We start from the raw sequence: 255 nt of genomic DNA on the forward strand, positions 1-255 counted from the left end.
CGCGTGACGTTCGCGAGGCTGATGACGTAGTTGCCGTGGTTCTTGAAGTTGTCGGGCAGTGCCCAGTTCGGCACAGCCTTAGCCCCCGTTTCGGAAAGAAAAAGGAACTTGTCCTCGGTCACCGGCATGTTCAGCGGTGCGCCTTGCTCCTTCCAGTCCGGAATCAGCTCGTTCAGGGCACGCGGATCCATGACCGCGCCCGAGAGGATATGCGCCCCGATTTCCGAGCCTTTCTCCAGCACGCAGACGCCGATT

The 255-nt window shown here is 60.4% G+C and carries 1 protein-coding gene; it reads right to left on the bottom strand.

The genetic code is table 11. From position 1 onward, the window contains the following. The coding region (locus AB4Y44_RS42730; protein WP_368702849.1) for an NAD(P)/FAD-dependent oxidoreductase at positions 1-255 on the bottom strand (255 nt) is incomplete at both ends.

It is taken from the genome of Paraburkholderia sp. BR10937 (genome assembly GCF_040965695.1).
Lineage (GTDB): Bacteria > Pseudomonadota > Gammaproteobacteria > Burkholderiales > Burkholderiaceae > Paraburkholderia.